The sequence below is a fragment of the Myroides albus genome (genome assembly GCF_009711045.1).
In the GTDB taxonomy this organism is placed as follows: Bacteria; Bacteroidota; Bacteroidia; order Flavobacteriales; family Flavobacteriaceae; genus Flavobacterium; species Flavobacterium album_A.
The window spans coordinates 1-16,762 of record NZ_WMJX01000047.1; the positions used below are offsets into that span (position 1 = coordinate 1).

The window sequence follows — 16,762 nt, forward strand, 5'->3', positions numbered from 1 at the left end:
GGGGTTTTGTTTTTTAGGCTTTTTAGACAGCCTCTTTTTGTATTATAGGTTCGACTATATTTTGATTCAAACTCTTTAAAACTGGAAGTAAATAAATGGTTGTGGACCTGCAGTAGCTGTCGCGTAAACAACCCAAAATATAAAGCTTAAAAACACAGACTTCACAAATACTGGAGCTGTATTAAACAACTGATGTGGAATTTCCATCCATTTCTTTGGTATAAAATGCCATACAAATGCTATTAAGATTAACAAGAAGGCGTTTTTATATCCATCTATTATCACCATCCAAGCATGTAAATCCCAATCTATTTTACCGATATTATAAATAATATCTAATGCCGTATCAAATGATCTCGCTCTAAAGAAGATCCAACAAAATGTAACAAAATGAAAAGTTATCACTATAGACATAACTTTCCATACAAACGAAGGTTCTTTACCTTTTGCTCTTGGAAACAACTCCATAAAAATCTTATGTACAGCTAATGCTATACCGTGAAGTGCTCCCCAAACGATGAATCGCAAACTTGCTCCGTGCCATAATCCACCAAGTAACATGGTAGTCAACAAGTTGAAATTGGTAAACAAGCTTTTCTTTCTCTCTTTTGAAAACAAAATAGTAACACCAAATACAATTATTGATCCTATGGCTATTAACAACGGAATAGCGCTGGTCTTATAATAGTAAATTCCCCAACCTAAAACCCCTACAAAGAAAAGAGAGGGAAAGAAGAATCCTCCAAAACTACCATTTCTATTCCCCCCTACTGTGATATACAAGAAATCCTTTAACCAAGTAGAAAGTGATATGTGCCAACGTCTCCAAAACTCAGTAATTGACGTAGATTGATATGGTACATTAAAGTTCATTGGCAAACGATACCCTAACAATAATGCAATACCGATAGCCATATCTGAATATCCAGAGAAATCACAATAAATCTGAATCGCATACCCATAAGATGCCATTAAGTTCTCAAAAGCAGTATAACTATTCGGCGAATCAAATACACGGTCAACAAAGTTAATAGAGATGTAATCAGAGATAACAGCCTTTTTGAGTAATCCTCCGACAATCAATAATAATCCTTCATTTACATTATCACGTGTAACCTTTATATTTTCATAAATCTGAGGAATAAAATCTTTTGCTCGTACAATTGGTCCTGCAACCAATTGAGGAAAGAACGATATAAAGAACAAGTAGTCTAAAAAGTTCTTCGTTGGTTCGATTTCCTTGCGGTAAATTTCTATTATATAACTGATCGATTGAAAAGTAAAAAACGAAATACCTACAGGCAAGATTATATCATCGATATGAAAACCAGTTTCAGCAAAGAAATTAACACCATCTAAGAAGAAGTTCGTGTATTTAAAATACCCTAACATTCCCAAGTTAACGATAATACTAACCGTCAACAAAGTTCTCTTCTTCGTCTCGTTTAAAGTATCATTAATTATTTTCGCAAAATAATAGTCCATTAAAGAAGAACCGACCAGTATTAAAAAATACATACCGCTCGACTTGTAATAGAAAAATATAGAAAACAGTACCACATACAATAATCGCACATGGAAAGTCTTCCTCATTAAAATATAGAATAGATAAAAAACGATAAATAACCCCAAAAACAAAGCTGAATTAAACAGCAAAGGCTCCTTTGGATTAAATGTAAACCAATGGATAACATCATCCCATGAAACCGAAGGTATTTCTATATTAAATAAACTCATGAACAACATTATTTCTTTTTCTCACAAAATTTTTGATATGCCTCGATTAAAGCATCAAAGAATAAATCAGCAGAATACTCATATCCCTTCACTGAATAATGTACTAAATCACGAGCTAACATTCCCTGATCTTGCAACTCTTGCAGACCTAAATTTCCTCCCAAATTAAAGTACAAATCCCATACAGCATAGTTATTTTCCAGGCCGTTAATGGTTAATTCATTTGATAACTCAGTTGCTACCGTATTGACATTCCCTTTAGAAAAATAACTCGGAGGTGGGGTTGTTATTAGAACATTTACTTTTGGTAAGTGTTCTTTTACTTTCTTAAGAAAAATATTTACCTGATTTTGAAAATCAGCTGGACTCATTTTGTCAAATGCCTCATTAGTACCCATTGATAAAACCAGCAAATCTGGTTCTAATCCCTTTAACTGTTCAAAGAACAGAGGATACTTTCCGTAATCTGAATATCGAGCGCCATTTACTCCTATACTGTGATATAGCAGTCCCGCTCTATCGTTCTCTAAAACAATTCCGTTCAAATCGTATAACTCCTTCTCCTCATTTGAATAAAAATAGATGCGATTTTGCTCTCTATCAAATGTGAAGTCGTAATAACCTTCTGCTTGAGTAGCATCTACTCTATTAAAAACCTCAGGATTAACCACTACAGGCTCTCTTTCTGGAGTAGGTATAGATAAACTTCTACCTGGGTGAATGGTACTGGTTTTTAACTTATTAATGCGTTTCAAATCAATCACAGAGGTTCCATATCTTCTGGCAATACTCGACAGAGATTCTCCACTCTTGATAATGTGATTTACTTTCTTAGGAACACCAGACTCTAAACTCAATTGTTTATCAGTACTACCTAAATTAAACAATTGATCTTCAGTCGGAGTAAAAACTTTCATGCGCGAAAAACTATATTCGTTATCGCGAATATTCATTTCGATAACTAAGTTTTTATTATTAGTCGAAAGTGCAATCCCACTTAAACCAACGTTAGCACCGTTAACAGGATAAATATTTCTTCTACTTTCCCAGTCTACATTTGATGTATAACGCACGATAGAGTTACCATTCGTCTTTGCCAATCTATAAGGAAAAACAAATCCCAACCCACCATTTCCAAAACGGGATTGCAATAGTTTTCTCATTTTTCCTGTAAAAAAATCAGCTTGAATATGTGAATCGCCAATATGTACAATATTGACCTTACCTTCCTTTAAAGAATCAAGCTCATATAGTTTCTGAAAAAACTCATATAATCGGTCATCATAATATATACGGTTTCCCTCTTCCTGGTCAACAGCACTTATGCTATCAAGATCTGAATCTGAATTAACTTGATACTTAATTAAATTTTCTTGTGCAAAAGCACAAGTTCCCCAAAAAATGCTACTCAGAACAAGAGCAATTTTACTTTTTACCATTCTCAACAGTGTCTACTACAGTTGTATTTTCTTCTTTTTCTTTTTGTTGTAATGAATCAACACTACTTTCTTCTTTTATTCCTTCTTTCTTGTGGCGTTTAGTCCTATACTCTTTATACCCTTCATCTAACTGTTGATAAATCAACTTAGCTATATCTTGTGCTCCACGATGATTGAAGTGAGTATAGTCCTTGTTTGCACGATTAGGAGACTCCTCTACCCATTTAACCATTGAACCATCTCCTCCCATTGCTTCATATAGATTTAAAAAACCTGCATGGTTCTCCATTGCATACTTACGCTGTGCTTTTACCAACGGTACAACTGCTGGGTCAGTTTGCATCTTCATGTCCTTCTTGCTTGACTTATCTGCAGTCGATATTACTAAAATAGCCGCATTTGGAAAACACTGTTTCAAGTGATTTACCACAACTCCCATTTGCTTAGTATACCATCTGTAATCAAGCGAACCATAATTAAGCACATTAGTTCCATAGTGAAGTATAATAAGATTATAATCTAAACTACGTTGAAACTTCTGCATCAAACTCACTCGAAATAAAGACAATGGCAAACCTGAGTTTCCTCTACTTGAAAAATTATCTACTTGAACACCATTATAAGCACTTACATCTATACCGTAAATTGGAATTGAATCTGCCGATTGAAACATCAACTTGATCTGTCTTAAACTTCTATTTGAAAGTTTCAAACTATTCAACTCACCATTAATAGCTAAGTCTTTTACAACAGTATCTCTATCTATTATAACTTTAACTTTACCCTTTTTATTATTCGAGGCCCCATAATAAAGAGTTGGAGAATTCAAACTGGTCATATTTCTAATATTTCCAGCTTGCAAACTAATCCAAGTGTCTTTTACAGTGTCTTTTATAAAGAATACTTGTCCAGAGACACCGAAGGGTCTCATTGGTCTTTTTACATTAAGAAATGATTGAACTTTCCAGTTTGCTGAATATCTATGAACAATAGATCCCCTTGATTTAGCAGACTCAACATTAATGGGAATATAGCCAACTCCAGCTCCACCATAAGTATCTTGGTAGGTCTTACGCAAATCTTGAACAATCAAATCCCCGTCTGTCATAGAATCGCCATAATATGCAATACGAACGCGCTTGCCTTTGTTGTGCTCTAATTCATATAGTCTTTCAAAGAAGGGCTCTAAATACAACATCCCCTTAAAGTTATCCTCTGATTCTAATGACAAAAGATCACCTTCTTCAATGAGGGTAATATTCCCATCTCCTATAGCAGATGTTAACGTGTCTTTAGAACTGTTTTCCTTCTCCTCTAATGCTTCATCAACTAACCCTTTCTTACTACTTTCCTTGGCTTGTTCAAATGCTTCTAAAAGCAAACTATCAATTACGACATTTCCAGTTTTAGGAGCAGCTTCAGAAAATATCTTTGAAGGTAAATTCCCCTTAAAAAACAAAAAAAAGCCACTTGCCATTACTAGAATGGCAAATGACTGTATAATATAAGATTTTTCTTTTTTCACAAAAATGTATAATTACATTCGTTCAGGTACGACAATCCCAAGTAATGCAAAGGCATCTTTAATTACTTCACCTACTTTATGAGATAATTGTACTCTAAAAATTCTTAATACAGTATCTTCTTCTCCTAAGATAGATACAGTTTGGTAAAAAGAGTTATACTCTCTTACCAGTTCATAAACGTAATTAGCTACTAATGCAGGGCTATGTGTACGTGCAGCATCTTGAATTACAACAGGGAAATCCTCAAGTAATTTCAATAGTTCTTTCTCTTTTACATCTAAAGTGATACCAGATATCTCCGTCGTGTAATCGAAATCAGCCTTTCTTAAGATCGATTGAATACGCGCGTAAGTATATTGGATAAATGGACCTGTATTTCCTGCAAAATCAACTGATTCTTTAGGATTAAACATCATCCCTTTACGTGGATCTACTTTTAAAATAAAGTACTTTAAAGCACCTAAACCTATAGTCGTAAACAACTGAGAACGCTCTTCATCTGAATATCCTTCAAGTTTACCTAATTCCTCAGAGATACTCTTAGCCGTATCAGTCATCTCCTGCATCAAGTCATCAGCATCTACTACTGTTCCCTCTCTACTTTTCATCTTTCCAGAAGGTAGTTCTACCATTCCATAAGATAAATGATATAAACTCTCAGCCCAATCAAAGCCAAGCTTTTTAAGAATCAAAAACAATACTTTAAAGTGGTAGTCTTGCTCATTACCAACAGTGTAAACCATACCTCCTACATCTCCGAAATCATTTACACGTTGTATAGCTGTACCAATATCTTGCGTCATGTACACTGAAGTTCCATCTCCACGTAATACTAACTTCTCATCTAAACCTTCATCTGATAAATCAATCCAAACTGAATTATCCTCTTTTCTAAAGAAAACGCCTTGTTCTAATCCTTTCTCTACTTCATCTTTTCCAAGCAAATAAGTATTACTCTCGTAGTACACCTTGTCAAAATCTACACCTAAGTTTTTATACGATACAGCGAAACCATCATATACCCATTGATTCATTGTTTTCCACAACTCTATCACTTCAGGTACTCCATTCTCCCAATCAACAAGCATTTGCTTAGCCTCTTTAATGATAGGAGCCTCTTTCTTAGCATCGTCCTCAGACATACCTTGAGCCATCAACTCTTTGATTTGACTCTTGTATTCAACATCAAACTTCACATAGTAATTACCTACTAACTTATCACCTTTCAAACCAGTAGATTCTGGTGTATCCCCGTTTCCATATTTTTGCCAAGCCAACATTGACTTACAAATATGGATACCTCTGTCATTGATAATTTGAGTTTTATAAACCTTTTTTCCCGAAGCTTTCAATATCTCTGCTACAGAAAATCCAAGTAAGTTATTTCTAACATGACCTAAATGCAAAGGTTTATTTGTGTTTGGAGATGAGTATTCTACTAATACCGCTTTATCACCAAGAGTAGGTGTTACAAAACCGAAGTGTTCCGCGTTGCGTATAGCATTAAAAAACTCAATATAATAACTATCTGAAACTACTAAATTTAAAAAACCTTTAACTACATTAAACCGTTCTATTACAGATGTATTTTCTACTAAGTACTCACCTATCTTCGTCCCAATTTCTACTGGATTTCCCTTTATTTGTCTTAAAAAAGGAAAAATAACTACAGTAATATCTCCTTCAAACTCTTTTCTTGTCGCTTGGTATTCAACTTTATCTACAGTTGCACCGTACAATTGTTGAATAGCCTTCTCTATCTGCGGAGTTAAAATCTGATTTAATGTCATTTTGATTATTTTTTTTTAAAGAAGCAAAGATAATTTAATTTCGCTCATATTGATAAGAGTTGCTAAGGAAAATATAATTTTAAACCATAAACTATTACCTGTAAAACTACTGTTTTAATAGTTTTACTTTTTATTTCACAATATCAATAAATCACTATTAAGTCTTTCTTCTCATATCCTATACCTATCTACATGTTACTCTACAATTCAACACAATATCAAATTACTAATTCCCAAAACACAAAAACAAATAACAACACACCATTTTAGCAATTTAACAACCAAAAATAAAAAAATTTAACCATAAATCAACAATCACCCATTAAAATAAAAAGTCCAAACTCCCTTATCTCCCCTAAACAACAATAAGTGAATTGAGAATAAAGATTTAGATAAAAAAGCCCATAGTCAGATTAGAAAGAGAACAATTGCGTAAAAAAGCATCCTTTGAAATCACTCACATATAGAACATTCTACAGTCTGCTAAACATCAACGACTTTTCAATACAACCAAAATCAATGCTATATTGCTCGCACTTTCTTGGGGGATTCTAGGGGCTTGGTAGGGGTTTCCTTGCTGAAACACGCCTTTTTACCAGGAAAAGTGCAAGAATACCCCTAGAAAGGTGCAAGGAAGTCCTAAGAAAACGCACCCTTTTTTTGTTCTCAGTATACTAATAGGCTATGTACAAATTTCACAATAAAGAAAAAGAAGGTTTGATTTGACTTCACTTATACCTAAAGGCAAAACAGGATTATATATAATCCACAAAACACAAATAGAAACAGAGGTCTACAATGTGTTTAAAAAGTAGTAATAACCAAACTTTGTTTCTGATTCCAAACCTGTAAAATTGTCCCTGAGAAATCACGATAAAAATGCAGAAAATCAAAATGAAGTATGCACGAACAAAAAAAGCCGTAGATCACTTGATCTACGGCTTTTATCTGTGGGCGATGAGGGATTCGAACCCCCGACCCCCTCGGTGTAAACGAGGTGCTCTGAACCAACTGAGCTAATCGCCCAAAGTTATTTAAACTAAGGTCTTTTACTGTACGGTAAAATAGTGGGCGATGAGGGATTCGAACCCCCGACCCCCTCGGTGTAAACGAGGTGCTCTGAACCAACTGAGCTAATCGCCCAAAGTTATTTAAACTAAGGTCTTTTACTGTACGGAAAAATAGTGGGCGATGAGGGATTCGAACCCCCGACCCCCTCGGTGTAAACGAGGTGCTCTGAACCAGCTGAGCTAATCGCCCAAAATATTATTAAATAATTTGGTGTTCCAATAAGTCTAAAAAAAATGGTGGGCGATGAGGGATTCGAACCCCCGACCCCCTCGGTGTAAACGAGGTGCTCTGAACCAACTGAGCTAATCGCCCATTTTTCTTCTTTTTAAGAACGTGTAACCTTTTGTTGATTACGGGTGCAAATATACGACGTGATTTTTAGTTTGCAAGCTTTTTGTATTTTTTTTTACAAAATTTCAGCCACTACAAAAGTACTTCCTCCCACATATATCAAGTCCTTCAAAGTAGCTTCGATCTTAGCTTTCACATAAGCATCTAATACTGAACTACAAACAACACCATTCAAACCATATTCCTTTGCTTGCTCCTTTAATTCGTCAGCATTTAATCCACGTGAAATATTTGGCTTTGCAAAAAAGTATTTAGCTGTTTTTGGCAATAATGGCAGTACTGAAGACAAATCTTTATCATTTACCACTCCAAAAACAATAAATAAATTCTCGTATTCTTCGTGTTTCAACTGATTCATAACAATATTTAACCCATGGGCGTTATGTGCAGTATCTGCAATTACTTTGGGAGCTTCTGAAATAATCTGCCAACGACCTAATAAATTTGTATTTCTAACTACCTGTAGTAAACCTTGCTCTTCATTGTCATGAGTTATATTAAAACTCTTTCTCAATAAAGCTATAGTTTGTCTAACTGTACGAATATTTGCTTTTTGATAATCTCCTTTCAAATCTGACACCAACGTATTATCCTCAAAAGTATCTTGTGCAAAGAATATCTCAGCTTCCTCCTCTTGTGCTTTGGCTATAAATACAGGTTTAGTCTGATCAGTATATTCACCTATAACTACGGGAGTATGATATTTTATAATTCCCGCTTTTTCCCTTGCTATCTCTTGCAAAGTATTTCCTAAAAAAGCAGTATGGTCTTTGCCTATATTCGTGATCACAGACACCAATGGCGAAATAATATTGGTAGAATCCAACCTACCTCCCATTCCAACTTCGATCACAGCCACGTCAACTTGCTCTTGTTTAAAATATTCGAAGCACATACCTACAGTCATTTCAAAAAAGCTTAAAGCATTTTCCTCAAAAAACACTTTATTACGCGCAATAAAATCTACAACGAAAGACTCAGTGATTTCTTGTCCATTAATTTTAATGCGCTCACGAAAATCTTTTAAATGAGGAGATGTATATAATCCTACCTTAAATCCTGCCTCTTGTAAAATAGAAGCGATCATAGAAGATGTAGACCCCTTTCCATTAGTTCCAGCAATGTGGATCGTTTTAATGTTTTCTTGTGGATTACCTAAGTGATTGACCAACTTAATTGTATTTGATAAATCTGCTTTATAAGCAACTGCTCCCTTTTGTTGATACATTGGCAATTGCACATACATCCATTCTAAAGTTTCAGTATATGTCATAAACAAAATAAAAAAATAGGATCTAAGACCCTACTCTGAAATTAATTACTATAAATCCTACTTGAATATTAGGTGCTTTATCATCCGGCTTCCAACGAAATGTCTTAGCAGTTGCTATGGCAGCATCTGTCAAACACTTAGCAGAATTGGTAGTTCCCTGTGCATACTTAGCAGCTACCACATTCCCAGTTTTATCTACTCGAATCTCGACAACTACTGTCCCAACTTCATTACAATCTGGCACTACTTGCCCTTTTGATGCTAAGCTACGACCATTGAGTCCCCAACTTGTTCCTCCACCCGAACCTTGTCCCTTTCCACTACCATAAAAAGAATTTGCATAGATATCTCCATCCAAACTTCCTTGAGCCCCACTTTGATCTGTAGTTCCGTTCCCCTCAGACTTTTCTCCTGATGTTTTAGGACCATTTATAAGACTTGCTAACGCATCTGTAGTCGTTTGACTTGGTTTTTGTTCCTTTTTGGGTTCTTGTACTTTCTCCGGCTTCACTTCTTTTTTAACTTCCTTAACAGGAGTTTCGTCTACTTTCTTCACTATAGGAGTCTCAACAGTATTTTGCACAACGATGGGTTCTGAAACCTCCACTTCTGTTACTTCCACAGGAGTTACTTCAGGCTGCATTTCAATTACCTCTTTCGGCTGTTCATTTCCTCTACCCTTGTCGCTATTGCCAAAATTAATTGCAATCTCTCCTCCTAACAAATATGGTTCTGGTGTAGGTTTCGTTATTTTATAAAAGAAAAACAAAAGCAATAACAACACAAATACAGTTGATGTAATTGCAAAAGCTTTTTTCTCACTTTCTGTTTGTAAAATTTTCATACTATTTTGGTTCTACAGCCAATACAATTTTATAATTATTGCGGTAAGCAATATCCATTACATATACTGCATCTTCAACTGGTACCCCCTTAGCTACGTGTAAAACAATATTAGGATCTTCCTGATTCGAAAGCTTGTTCTTCAATCCTTCTTCCAACTGCTCTAAGGCTACTTTGTCCTGATCAATGAAGTAATTAGACTGCTCATCTACACTTACAGCTACAGTTTCAACAGAATCAGACTTTCCATCAGAATTAGGTAATACTAAATCAAGCGCATTAGTCGTAGTCATAGTGGTAATTGCTACCATAAAAAAAATCAATAATAGAAAGACAATATCGGTCATTGACGACATATTGAACTCTGCAGATACTTTATTTCTCCCTCTAATATTCATTATGCTGGCTCGTTTAATAAATCTAAAAACTCAACAGCATTTGCTTCCAACTGATGAACTATTTTATCAATCTTACTCACTAAGTGATTATATCCGATATAAGCAACTAAACCTACGATTAGACCAAAAACGGTAGTCATCATAGCCGTGTATATCCCTTCTGCCAATACACTCATATCGATGCGAGCTGACCCATTATCTGACATTTCATGGAAAGCCATTACCATTCCCACTACAGTACCTAAGAACCCTGTCATAGGACCTGCACCAGATAATGTTGCTAACAGATTAATATTCTTCTCCATTTTATACACTTCTAATTTCCCAGTATTCTCTATAGCTGTATTAATATCTTGTAAAGGTCTTCCGATACGAGACAACCCTTTACCTACTAAACGAGCAACTGGTGTATCAGTATTTGCACAGAGTGATTTTGCTTGATTTATTTTTCCTTGTGATAAATAAGACTTTATTTGAGTCATAAACCCTTCATCCACTTTAGCTGACTTGCGAATTGCAAAAAAACGCTCAAGATATAAATACAAAGCCATGAATAACATAATGAAGATCACGACCATAATAGATTGACCTATAATACCTCCACTAAATATTATTTCACTTAGTGCTAATTCTTTCTTAGCCACTTCACTTCCTTGCTCAACTAAATCTGTAGCAGCTTGACTCACTGCAGTTGTGTCCACTTGTAAAAAATGAATCATATAATTATTAAAGTTTAATTTAACTACGTTTACTCTTTCCTATGAATTTTTTATAACAACCTATTGCTTGGGTTATTCATATAGAACGCATTAATGCGTTTTTTAATATGAATCATCACAAAAAACAACATATTATTAACAAATTTACTCATTTCTAAAAGGGTTCAAATATATAATGTTTTGTTCGTTATGTATATAAGATTTAGGATAAAAAAGTTAGTCCCCCTTACTTAACTGTAAATAAAACAACTAAACAACCTATTTCTATACATTCCCTTTACATATTGCACCTTACCTACACGCAACAAAGCTTACTTCTATTGCCGTCTATTCGAGTTGGGAAAAGAAACGATATACTTTCCCTGACGAATGATCGTACTTAGCCCCCGTTACACTTGCTAATACATTTACGTCATCTCTCCATTTGAGCACACCTAATAAACCAAAAATAATAGCTTCTTTATAGTCCACAATCTCTTTGGCAGGAACCTCAAAAGCCAAGGGTGATTTTTCTCTTATTCTCTCAAGTAAAAAAGCATTATGAGCTCCACCACCTGTTACTAAAACGCGTTCGCCTTCAGATAAGGGAATTCCCTTTACAATTTGTTCAGCAATATGTTCGACGTAAGTAGCTAATAAATCAGAGATACTCAAATGATTATACTTTTTGATTATCGGATTGACATAAGTCTTCAAAAACTCAACTCCAAGTGACTTTGGAGGCGCTTGATTATAAAAATCAATTGAGTTCAATTCACTCAACAAATCACTATTGCTTGATCCTTGTCGAGCTATATCACCATTACAGTCATACTCTTTACCCAAAGATTTTACTAAGTCATTCAATACTGTATTTACAGGACATATATCATAAGCGATTCGATACTTGAGATTATTCTCAAAAGAGACATTGGCAAACCCTCCTAAATTCAAACATGCCTGGAAATCAGAAAACAATAAGCGATCACCAATCGGAACCAAAGGTGCCCCTTGCCCTCCAAGCAATACATCCTGTACTCTGAAATCGCACACTACATCATGTCCTACATAATCAGATAAAATAGGTAAGTTTCCTATTTGCAGCGTATAACCTAATTCTGGTTTATGAAAAATGGTATGACCATGAGAACAGATCAAGTCAATATGCTGAAGATTATTGCGCTCTATAAAACCACTAATGACACTTGCCAAATAAACAGTATAACGCTCATCTAATTTCTCAATATCCATTTGATTCATGCTAATTGCTTGGCTCAAACGACCCTTCCATGACTGTGAATATGGTATTGTATCAGCAACTAAAATTTTGAATTTCCATTGTCTGTCAACATCATAGTCAAATTGAATAAATGCGAGGTCTATTCCATCTAATGAAGTACCTGACATAACGCCCAAAATATTGTATTGATGTCTTTTCATAGGATAAAATTACATAATGTAGATTGAATAATTAATTTAATTCACATATATTTGAGAACTACAAAAACTTAAGGACTAAAAATTAAAGAACTATAGATGGATTTTAAATTAACAGAAGAGCAGTTGATGATTCAACAAGCTGCTCGTGATTTCGCACAAACAGAACTATTACCAGGTGTAATTGAAAGAGATGAACATCAAATCTTCCCTACAGAACAAGTAAAGAAATTAGGAGAACTTGGGTTCTTAGGGATGATGGTTGACCCAAAATATGGAGGAAGTGGACTTGACAGCGTTTCCTATGTATTGGCAATGGAAGAAATAGCTAAGGTGGATGCTTCAGCTGCTGTTGTAATGTCAGTGAATAACTCTTTAGTTTGTGCTGGACTTGAGAAATATGCAAGTGAAGAACAAAAAGAGAAATATTTAAAACCTTTAGCTTCAGGACAGGTAATAGGAGCATTCTGTTTATCAGAACCAGAAGCAGGATCAGATGCTACATCTCAAAAAACAACCGCTGTTGATATGGGAGATTACTATTTGCTTAACGGTACTAAAAACTGGATAACAAATGGAAGTACTGCTGATTACTATATTGTAATTGCTCATACTAATCCTGAGAAAAAGCACAAGGGAATTAATGCTTTTATTGTAGAGAAAGGTTGGGCTGGCTTTGAAATTGGAGCTAAAGAACAAAAAATGGGAATTCGCGGTTCTGACACGCACTCATTAATGTTTACAGACGTAAAAGTACCAAAAGAAAACCGTATAGGTGAAGATGGGTTTGGTTTTGCTTTTGCAATGAATGTACTTAATGGTGGGCGTATAGGTATTGCATCACAAGCTTTAGGTATTGCTCAAGGAGCGTATGAACTTGCTTTAAAGTACTCAAAAGAACGCAAGGCTTTTGGTACAGAAATCATCAATCATCAAGCTGTAGCATTTAAATTAGCAGATATGGCCACTCAAATCAGTGCTGCAAGAATGCTTTGTTTCAAAGCGGCTACTGAAAAAGATGCAGGAGAGGACATCTCTTTATCTGGAGCTATGGCTAAATTATTTGCATCAAAAACAGCGATGGATACGACAATCGAAGCTGTTCAAATCCACGGAGGAAATGGATACGTTCGCGAATACCACGTTGAGAGAATGATGCGCGATGCTAAGATTACTCAAATTTATGAAGGTACTTCAGAAATACAAAAAATAGTAATATCTCGAGCTATCTCTAAATAGAAACTATTTATTTTAAATATAGAGGCTATTAACGACTTGTGTTAATAGCCTTTTTTCTTTTCATCTAATGAATAAAAAACGCTTTGATAAACACAGTACAGCATTAAAACGACTTTAAATTTTGACAAAAGAATAGATTCTAACAACGATAGTAAAAAGCTGATAAAAAAAGACCTATTCAAAGCGAATAGGTCTTTTTCAAAAAACACATTAAACATTGATGAATTCCTTTTTACAATATATTGTATAGATTTTCTCTCTTTAGTAGGAACCACATACTCAAATATACAATAAAAAGTTAAATAAAAACACTATTATCACATTAATTCTTAAATAATCAAACTATTTCATATGATTTAATTTTTATAAAACAAAACCTACCTAAGATTAAACTGGATTATTCACTTTTAATTACAATTCAAGCTTACTTCTTTGTAATTTTGCTCGTTAGTGAATGATATTAGCCAATCAAATATGAAAAACTCCTTTTCCATTAAACTCAAAATAGCAGTTCTATACTTAATACTTTTTACAGCAGTAATAGCTTCGGGAATATATATTTACAAAGAAGCTAAAAAATTTACTGTACCAGAACTTCACATGGTAAATGAAAATAACAAAATCTTTTTGGTTAGCAGTACTATAAATGATCTCTACAATTCCGAAGCATATGGTAGAAATGCTATTTTAACTGGAAATCAAAAAGATATACAAACTTACTTTGCCCAACTTGATACAATTGTCAGTCATATCAGTCAAATACAAAAAGATGTAAAGGATCCAGTAACGTATGATAAATTGAATACTGTAAATGACCTTTTAGCAAAGAAAAAGAAAAGTGTTGCAGAGTTAGTTAAAGCCAGAAAAGCAATCAACGAATCAGGTGACTACAAAGAAGCTTTTGATGAAATTTATAACTTAAGAGAAGAAATTGAACAAAATATTCAACCAATAATTATTCAAAGTAGAGATAAACAGAAAAGAAGTGCATGGGCAAGGCTTTTTAAAGGTGACAACACGGATACTATTACCACAACTATTAATTACCCAAGCATCTCTGACTCTCTGATATCCGCTATGGAAAAAATAGTCTTGAGTACACAAAATAAAATTGATCAAAAACAAAAAGCCCTTTTCCAACAAGAGCAGCAACTACTCGTTGAGAATAAACACATTACTGATCAATTAAGAGATATATTGCAAAATGTAGAGAAAAATATCATCTCACTTTCTTATCAAAAGATTAACGAATCTAAATCACACATAAGCACAGCCTCCACCAATATTGCGTATATAGGTGGTTCAGCACTTTTAGTGATTATTATTTTAGGTTTTATTATAATCAAGGACGTAAATCAAACGCAAGAATACAGAGTTGCCTTAGAAAAGCTAAACAAAGAAAAAGAAGAATTATTGCGAAGCAAAACAATGTTGTTTGCAACGGTTACTCACGATTTACAAACTCCTTTAGGTGGCTTAATTGGCTTCACTGATTTACTTAACCAAACATCTCTTGATGACAAACAAAATCAATACGTCAAAAACATAAAAACTTCCTCTCAGTATATACGCAACTTAGTAAATGATCTTACCGATTTTTCTAAACTAGAGAATAACAAGTTAACTATACAAACTCAACCAACAAATTTAACTGAACTAATTCAGAATACTTGCTTATTGTTACAACCAAATGCAGACAATAAGAAAATAGAATTACTTTGGGATATAGATCCTGTTCTTAATTTAAACATCGTAACTGACCCATATAGAATAAAACAAATACTGACAAATCTGATCTCAAATGCAATCAAATTTACACAGGTAGGACACGTAAAAGTTAGCGCATTAAAGAAAGAGGATTCTATCAGTATAAAAGTTGAAGACACTGGCATTGGGATCCACAAAGATAATGTCAAGAATATCTTTCAAGAATTTAGACAAGCCCATGACGGAATCGAAAAGAAATTTGGTGGTACTGGATTAGGGTTAAACATATCGCAGCGATTAATTAATTTGCTCGATGGAACAATTACAGTTGATAGCAAATTAGGATTAGGGTCAGCATTTGAAATAGTTATTCCGTACATTGAAGCTATTGAAGGAGAACAAAGCGAACAAACAAATTCATCGAGTTTAAAGGAAACAAATATTCTAAGTGACCTTTCAATACTTGTGATTGACGATGATAAGATACAATTGCAATTAATGGAAGAAATACTTAGCCCTATCTTTAAAAGTGTTGTCTTGAAAAATGATCCTACAGAAGTAATTTCATACCTACAAAATAATACAATAGATCTAATTTTGTCAGATATACAAATGCCGAAAATGGATGGTTTTGAATTATTAAATCAAATTCAACAGAATAACATTACAAAGGACATACCCGTAATAGCACTATCTGGAAAAAGAAACCTTTCAAATGAAGACTTCACCAATGCTGGATTTACTGGTTCGCACCCTAAGCCTTTAGATTTAAATGAATTATTAAAGCTAATTGCAAAGATATTTTATCCAAATACCACTTTTCAAGTTAGTGTTGAAACTCCAACAACTACATTTGAAAAGGAGAAAAACAACAAACCTTACAATACAAATACACTTAAACAATTCATAGGAGATGACGTAGAAGCTCTAAAAAACCTACTTGTCATATTTATAGAAAGTACACACGAAAACTTATTAGACCTTGACTATGCCGCTGAAGAAATGGATATAGATACTTTGAGCAATATAGCTCATAAGATGCTTCCAATGTTTAGACAATTAGAGATCAAGAAGATAATCCCTCTCTTAGAGGCTATAGAAGATAAATCTAAAGCTTATAACACTAAAGAAGCACTTGATACTGATATTCAAAATTTGAAACAGCAAATCACATTTATAATCGATTTAATCCAAACAGAACATATTCACTAAACAAAAAAGAGGCTGTCTAAAAAGCCTAAAAAACAAAACCC

Annotated in this window: 11 protein-coding genes and 4 tRNA genes; 2 read left to right on the forward strand and 13 right to left on the reverse strand. The window is 34.2% G+C overall.

What is annotated here, in order from left to right:
- Nucleotides 1-75: 75 nt before the first annotated feature.
- From GJV76_RS13615 to GJV76_RS13675, 13 genes are all read right to left on the reverse strand, one after another.
- Nucleotides 76-1,737 carry an MBOAT family O-acyltransferase gene (locus tag GJV76_RS13615; protein WP_155093156.1) on the reverse strand — a complete coding sequence of 554 codons (1,662 nt, stop codon included), beginning with the start codon at nucleotides 1,735-1,737 and terminating at the stop codon, nucleotides 76-78.
- An 8-nt stretch (nucleotides 1,738-1,745) separates the two neighbouring features.
- Nucleotides 1,746-3,176, reverse strand: coding sequence for a LysM peptidoglycan-binding domain-containing protein (locus GJV76_RS13620; RefSeq protein ID WP_155093157.1), 1,431 nt, complete (start codon nucleotides 3,174-3,176; stop codon nucleotides 1,746-1,748).
- On the reverse strand, nucleotides 3,163-4,653 hold the full coding sequence (locus tag GJV76_RS13625) for an SGNH/GDSL hydrolase family protein (protein ID WP_155093166.1): 1,491 nt from the start codon (nucleotides 4,651-4,653) through the stop codon (nucleotides 3,163-3,165). Before GJV76_RS13625 ends, GJV76_RS13620 begins: the two co-directional genes overlap by 14 nt.
- 60 nt (nucleotides 4,654-4,713) lie before the next feature.
- A complete protein-coding gene (gene argS, locus GJV76_RS13630; protein ID WP_155093158.1) occupies nucleotides 4,714-6,492 on the reverse strand; it encodes an arginine--tRNA ligase in 1,779 nt (592 codons plus the stop codon).
- A gap of 951 nt (nucleotides 6,493-7,443) precedes the next feature.
- Nucleotides 7,444-7,518 (reverse strand) — tRNA-Val (locus GJV76_RS13635).
- A gap of 42 nt (nucleotides 7,519-7,560) precedes the next feature.
- A tRNA-Val gene (locus GJV76_RS13640) sits at nucleotides 7,561-7,635 on the reverse strand.
- A 42-nt stretch (nucleotides 7,636-7,677) separates the two neighbouring features.
- A tRNA-Val gene (locus GJV76_RS13645) sits at nucleotides 7,678-7,752 on the reverse strand.
- Nucleotides 7,753-7,797: 45 nt separating this feature from the next.
- Nucleotides 7,798-7,875 (reverse strand) — tRNA-Val (locus GJV76_RS13650).
- 94 nt (nucleotides 7,876-7,969) lie between these two features.
- Complete coding sequence (locus GJV76_RS13655; protein ID WP_155093159.1) at nucleotides 7,970-9,187, reverse strand: bifunctional folylpolyglutamate synthase/dihydrofolate synthase; 1,218 nt, start codon at nucleotides 9,185-9,187, stop codon at nucleotides 7,970-7,972.
- A 22-nt stretch (nucleotides 9,188-9,209) separates the two neighbouring features.
- On the reverse strand, nucleotides 9,210-10,031 hold the full coding sequence (locus GJV76_RS13660; protein WP_155093160.1) for an energy transducer TonB: 822 nt from the start codon (nucleotides 10,029-10,031) through the stop codon (nucleotides 9,210-9,212).
- 1 nt (nucleotide 10,032) lies between these two features.
- A complete protein-coding gene (locus tag GJV76_RS13665) occupies nucleotides 10,033-10,428 on the reverse strand; it encodes an ExbD/TolR family protein (RefSeq protein WP_155093161.1) in 396 nt (131 codons plus the stop codon).
- Nucleotides 10,428-11,147, reverse strand: coding sequence for a MotA/TolQ/ExbB proton channel family protein (locus tag GJV76_RS13670; protein ID WP_155093162.1), 720 nt, complete (start codon nucleotides 11,145-11,147; stop codon nucleotides 10,428-10,430). Before GJV76_RS13670 ends, GJV76_RS13665 begins: the two co-directional genes overlap by 1 nt.
- A gap of 327 nt (nucleotides 11,148-11,474) precedes the next feature.
- Complete coding sequence (locus GJV76_RS13675; protein ID WP_155093163.1) at nucleotides 11,475-12,566, reverse strand: anhydro-N-acetylmuramic acid kinase; 1,092 nt, start codon at nucleotides 12,564-12,566, stop codon at nucleotides 11,475-11,477.
- Between the two features lie 96 nt (nucleotides 12,567-12,662).
- Here GJV76_RS13675 and GJV76_RS13680 point away from each other — a divergent pair, with 96 nt between their 5' ends.
- Both GJV76_RS13680 and GJV76_RS13685 read left to right on the forward strand, forming a co-directional pair.
- On the forward strand, nucleotides 12,663-13,802 hold the full coding sequence (locus GJV76_RS13680; RefSeq protein ID WP_155093164.1) for an acyl-CoA dehydrogenase family protein: 1,140 nt from the start codon (nucleotides 12,663-12,665) through the stop codon (nucleotides 13,800-13,802).
- Between the two features lie 474 nt (nucleotides 13,803-14,276).
- Nucleotides 14,277-16,721, forward strand: coding sequence for an ATP-binding protein (locus GJV76_RS13685; RefSeq protein ID WP_155093165.1), 2,445 nt, complete (start codon nucleotides 14,277-14,279; stop codon nucleotides 16,719-16,721).
- Nucleotides 16,722-16,762 lie beyond the last annotated feature (41 nt).